The organism is Mesorhizobium sp. M5C.F.Ca.IN.020.32.2.1 (assembly GCF_004023105.1).
GTDB classification, from domain to species: domain Bacteria; phylum Pseudomonadota; class Alphaproteobacteria; order Rhizobiales; family Rhizobiaceae; genus Mesorhizobium; species Mesorhizobium wenxiniae.
Genome location: NZ_RZSX01000515.1, coordinates 1 through 4620 on the forward strand (window position 1 = coordinate 1; position 4620 = coordinate 4620).

At 63.6% G+C, this 4620-nt stretch carries 6 protein-coding genes; 4 read left to right on the forward strand and 2 right to left on the reverse strand.

What is annotated here, in order from left to right:
- From EOA86_RS38805 to EOA86_RS23110, 3 genes are all read left to right on the forward strand, one after another.
- Positions 1 to 181 (forward strand): hypothetical protein (locus tag EOA86_RS38805; RefSeq protein ID WP_206630109.1); only part of this gene is annotated, 181 nt, incomplete at its 5' end.
- 94 nt (positions 182 to 275) lie between these two features.
- The gene (locus EOA86_RS23105; protein WP_128343765.1) at positions 276 to 1256 is read left to right on the forward strand and encodes an alpha/beta hydrolase; all 981 of its coding nucleotides are present in this window, start codon (positions 276 to 278) and stop codon (positions 1254 to 1256) included.
- Positions 1253 to 1810 (forward strand): nuclear transport factor 2 family protein, encoded by a 558-nt coding sequence (locus tag EOA86_RS23110; RefSeq protein ID WP_127209795.1) that lies wholly within the window; start codon positions 1253 to 1255, stop codon positions 1808 to 1810. The genes EOA86_RS23105 and EOA86_RS23110 overlap by 4 nt, the downstream gene beginning before the upstream one ends.
- Positions 1811 to 1838: 28 nt before the next feature.
- On the opposite strand, the gene EOA86_RS23115 is transcribed toward EOA86_RS23110, so the two are convergent.
- Together EOA86_RS23115 and EOA86_RS23120 are read right to left on the reverse strand one after the other, a co-directional pair.
- The gene (locus EOA86_RS23115; RefSeq protein ID WP_128343767.1) at positions 1839 to 2273 is read right to left on the reverse strand and encodes a cupin domain-containing protein; all 435 of its coding nucleotides are present in this window, start codon (positions 2271 to 2273) and stop codon (positions 1839 to 1841) included.
- A 20-nt stretch (positions 2274 to 2293) separates the two neighbouring features.
- Entirely contained in the window at positions 2294 to 3163 is an 870-nt protein-coding gene (locus tag EOA86_RS23120) for an AraC family transcriptional regulator (protein ID WP_128343769.1), read from the reverse strand.
- A gap of 110 nt (positions 3164 to 3273) precedes the next feature.
- Here EOA86_RS23120 and EOA86_RS23125 point away from each other — a divergent pair, with 110 nt between their 5' ends.
- Entirely contained in the window at positions 3274 to 4446 is a 1173-nt protein-coding gene (locus EOA86_RS23125; protein WP_128343771.1) for an amidohydrolase, read from the forward strand.
- Positions 4447 to 4620: the final 174 nt, after the last annotated feature.

Genomic DNA, 4620 nt, shown 5'->3' on the forward strand with positions numbered 1-4620 from the left:
GTTAGAGGAGCAGGGAGACAGCGTAGGAGAAAGCAAGAGAGGAGGGGAGAAAGTAGGAGGAGGGAAAAAGAGAGAACAAAGAGAAGAAAGGAGGGGGAGAAGAAAGGAAGGAAAGAGAGAAGAGGAGAAGAAGGGGTTGAAAGAAAGGGAAAAGGAGGAAGAAGGAGAAGGGAAGAACTAAACGCTGAAGCCACTGCCCGGCCGACTGGCGGATGACCGCTAGACGGCGGCTTTCCTCAACCTGCCGCTCCCGCGCCAAGCAAAGGAGATTTGCGATGCTGAAAACCCTGACATTAGCCGCAGCAACCGCCGTCGCGCTCGGCTCCAGCGCCTTCGCCGCACCGCGGGTCGAGCGCGTCACTTTCACTTCGCACGGTGAGCAGATCGTCGGCGACCTTTATCTTCCCGAGGATCTGGACCCGGCGAGACCTCGGCCCGCGCTGGTCGTGACCGGCGCCTGGATGACGGTAAAGGAACAGATGCCGGCCCGCTACGCCCGCGAGATGGCCGACCGCGGATTCGCAGCCTTGACCTTCGACTTTCGCGGTTGGGGCGAGAGCGGCGGCGCCCGGCGCCAACATGAGGATCCCGGCGCCAAGATCGCCGACATCGAAGCGGCGGTCGCCTATCTCGCGACCCGGCCCGAGATCGGCAAGGATCGCATCGGCGGGCTCGGCATTTGCGCCAGCTCCGGCTACATGGTCACTGCCGCCGCTGAAGATGCCGCGATCAAGTCGATCGCCTTGGTCGCCCCCTGGCTGCACGATGCCGAGGTGGTCGAGCAGACCTATGGCGGCAAGGAAGGCGTCGCCAGGCTTGAAGCCACGGGCGATGCGGCCGAGGCTGCGTATCGCCGCACCGGCAAGCAGGCCTTGCTGCCCGCCGCCAGCCCGACCGACGAGCGTGCGATCATGTTCAAGGTGCCTTACTACACCGAGGCCGACCGCGGGATGATCCCGGCCTGGCGCAACGAGGCCGATCCGGCCTTCTGGCGCGGCTGGCTGACATTCGATGCGATCCAGGCTGCTCGGCACCTGCATCAGCCCTTTCTGATGGTGCACAGCGAGGCGGCTGCCATCCCACAGGGTGCGCACAAATTTTACGCGCGGCTGACCGGGCAGAAGCAGGAGCTGTGGCTCGACAACGTCACCCAGTTCGATTTCTACGACCGCGCTGCGCCGGTGAAGGCCGCGAGCGACGCCGTTGCCGCGCACTTCAGCGCCACACTAGGCGATGCAGGGGAGGCGGAACAATGAGCCCCGTTACCCGCCGGCAGGTCGTGGCCTCGGCAGTCTTCGCCGCGACGCTTGCAGCTACCTCCTTGCCGGCCTTGAGCAAGCAGTCCACGGCTGCGCTGACAATCGAAGACAAGACCGCCATCGCCGAGGCAGTGGCGGGGATCGGCCTCTATGCCGATTTGCGCGAATGGAACCGGGTCAGATCCTATTTCGCGGCCCGCGTCACGACCGATTATACCAGCCTTTTCGGTGGCGAGGTTGCGACCAGCGACCGCGACGCGCTGATTGCTCAGTGGCAAGGCCTTCTGCCGGGCTTCGACGCCACCCAGCACCTCATCACCAACATCGTTGTCGAAGGCGCTGGCAACGATGCGGTTGCGCGCAGCCACGTCCGCGCCACCCACTGGTTCGACACCCGGTTCTGGACAGTTGGCGCCAGCTATCTACACCGGCTGGTGCGGACGCCCGAAGGCTGGCGCGTCAGCGCCATCGCTATCCGCCGCCTGTACGAGGAGGGCGACCGCGCCGTGCTGGCGGCCGCCGCTGATCGGGTGAACGCGGCGGCGAAGTGAGCAGCCGGCTGGTAGCCACTGTTGCCAGCTACTGGCGCAACACCGTGTTCTTGGTGCCTTCTTCGACCTGGTCGATGACCAGCAGCTTGACTGGATCGGCGCCGACATTGGTGGCCTGATGCCACTGCCCGATCATTTCGATGATGAAATCGCCTGACTTGTACGTAGTGCTCTTGCCGGTCTCGACATTGGTGACCTGAAGCGTTCCACCCTCAACATAGGCATAGCGGGGAAACGGGTGCTTGTGGACCGGTAACGTCGCGCCCGGCGCGATCTTATAGGACGAAACCAGGACCTGCACGTTTTTCTGAGGCAGCGTGATCGGCTGGCCGGACGCCGTCTCGGTGCGCGAGGCAAGCGGGGTCACGACGACCGGGGTGCCGCTGGCGTCCAGCGCGTGCGCGGCGGTTGCGGACAGGGCTGCCGTTAGCAGCAGCGTCGTCGATATCAGAATTTTTCGCATGATTCCCCCCAAGCCCAACTTCACCATCGCGCAGCAAATTTCCGCGCGCAAGCGTCTCCTTTCGGGAGCACCCAGCCGCCTCTCCTGAACATGCCAGGCGTCATGCCGCGCGTCGCCCGGAACGTGCGTGAAAAATGGCTCTGGTCGGCGAAACCTGCCGCGATGGCGGCATCGGCGAGGCCGAGCCCCTGTTCTATCAAGGTGCTGGCGCGACGCAACCTCCGGTCGCGGATATACGCCGCGGGCGTCAGGCCAATCGCCTTCTTGAAATCCCGGATGACCTGGAACCGGGTGACACACGCGGCGTCGGCAAGCCGCTGTAGGTCGAGCTGCGAGCCAAGTTCGCGTTCAATAACGTCCTCGTAGATCGAAAACCTTTGTCGCGATCCCGAACTTTCGACCTCTTCGGTTCGCCCGCCCCAATCGCCATGCCGAACGATGAGATGCCTCAAGGCGACGAGCAGCGACGCCTCGGCCTGCGTTGAGTCCTGGGACGTCGAGCCTTCATGCGCCGCCGCCAACGCTGCGGCGAGGTTGCTGTCTTCGATGATCGCGCGTGAAAAAACCGGAGCGTCAGCCCCGCCCAACTCGCGGGCGACGGCCGTCAGCAGCGGCACCGAGGGATAAAACGTCCGGTAGGCCCAGCCCTCATCGGCACCTTGTTCGCCATCATGCCACTCCTCGGGATTGACGACGGCAATTGCGCCTGCCGGAGCGAGAACGCTGTGGCGCCCGATGCGAATACGTTCGCAGCCAGAAGTAATCAGTGCGATCACATAGGTTGGGTGCGTGTGCAGCTCATAACGGTGCTGCGTGAAGCGCGCCTTGAACAGGCCAAGGTCCGGGAAGCAGGGGTGGCGCCAGTATTTCCTGATCTCTGTCGCGTCCACGTATTTCGTCCCCGCTGCGGTCAATCTGGTTCAAGACGCCTCTTGCGCGACCTTCTAATCGTGATCCCGGATCAAACCATGACCGCCTTTGCCGGCGTGGAAGGAGCATCATGCTGCATAATGACCCCATCGCCGCTCTGACACCAGAGGTCATAGCCTGGCGCCACCATATCCATTCCAATCCCGAACTCGGATTCGATGAGAACGAAACGGCACGTTTCATTGCCGAGAAACTGCGCGCCTTCGGCTTCGATGAGGTGCATGAGGGGATCGGCGGAACCGGGGTTGTCGGCGTGCTGCGCAACGGCGCGGGCACGCGCGCCATCGGTCTCCGCGCCGAGCTGGACGCGCTTCCGGTCGTCGAGAGGACCGGCTTGCCCTATGCCTCCAGGAATGAGGGCGTGATGCACGCCTGCGGCCATGACGGCCACACAGCCATGTTGCTCGGCGCCGCCAGGCTGCTCAGCCAATCCCGCGCCTTCGACGGCATCGTCTACTTCATCTTCCAGCCAGCCGAAGAAAATGAAGGCGGCAGCTTGCGCATGATCGAAGATGGCCTGTTTAGGCGTTTCCCAGTCGAGGCGATGTATGCCGTCCACAACTGGCCGGGCGCCAGACTGGGGACCATCGCCGCTCGCGTTGGAGCGCAGATGGCCGCCGTCGACAATTTCGAGGTGACCTTCGAGGGTCTTGGCGCACATGCCGCCATGCCGCAGCTCGGCGACGACCCGATCCTGGCTGCGGGAGCTTTTGTCCAGGCCGTCCAGCGCATTGTCAGCCGCTCGGTTGATCCGCAAAGCGCGCTGGTCGTCAGCCTCACCCAAATCCATGGCGGCAATGTCGGCAACATCGTGCCTGGGAAGGTCTGGCTGCAAGGCACCTGCCGGTTTTTCGAGCCCGGTCATTCCGATCATTGCGAGAAGCTGATCGGCGAGATAGCTGGGGGCATTGCCGCAGCCCATGCGCTCAAAGCCACGCTCGACTACCACAAGGGCTATCCGCCGCTCATCAACACGGCCGACGCGACCGCGCGCGCCATCGCGGCAGCCGCCGCCACCGTCGGCAGCGAGAACGTTTCGACCGAGTTCAGCCCGAGCCTCGGCTGCGAAGATTTCGCCTTCATGATCCGTGAGGCAGGCGGCTGCTACGCGTGGGTCGGAGTCGGCGATGTCGGGCCCGGCGAGGGCCTGCACGGCGACCGCTACGTCTTCAATGACGAAATCGTGCCGACCGTGCTGCGCTACTACGTCAATCTGGTCGAGCAGACGTTTCCCGCCTCATGAACCGTCAGAGGGAAAACTGTCGGCTCAGCGAGAAATTCCGATCTGATGCGCTTTGTGGGCGATAGGCCGGGAAATAATCATGCGCGACGCCAAGCCGACGCGCCTCACCCGACTGTGGCCACGAGTTGCGTTACCCGAACGGGATTTTCTAGTGCTGCCTGCGCGGTATCGGCC

Bases quoted from the DNA above. Each gene is read 5' to 3' on its own strand.
- EOA86_RS23105 (WP_128343765.1), top strand. From the start codon at position 276: ATGCTGAAAACCCTGACATTAGCCGCAGCAACCGCCGTCGCGCTCGGC.
- EOA86_RS23110 (WP_127209795.1), top strand. From the start codon at position 1,253: ATGAGCCCCGTTACCCGCCGGCAGGTCGTGGCCTCGGCAGTCTTCGCC.
- EOA86_RS23115 (WP_128343767.1), bottom strand. From the start codon at position 2,273: ATGCGAAAAATTCTGATATCGACGACGCTGCTGCTAACGGCAGCCCTG.
- EOA86_RS23125 (WP_128343771.1), top strand. From the start codon at position 3,274: ATGCTGCATAATGACCCCATCGCCGCTCTGACACCAGAGGTCATAGCC.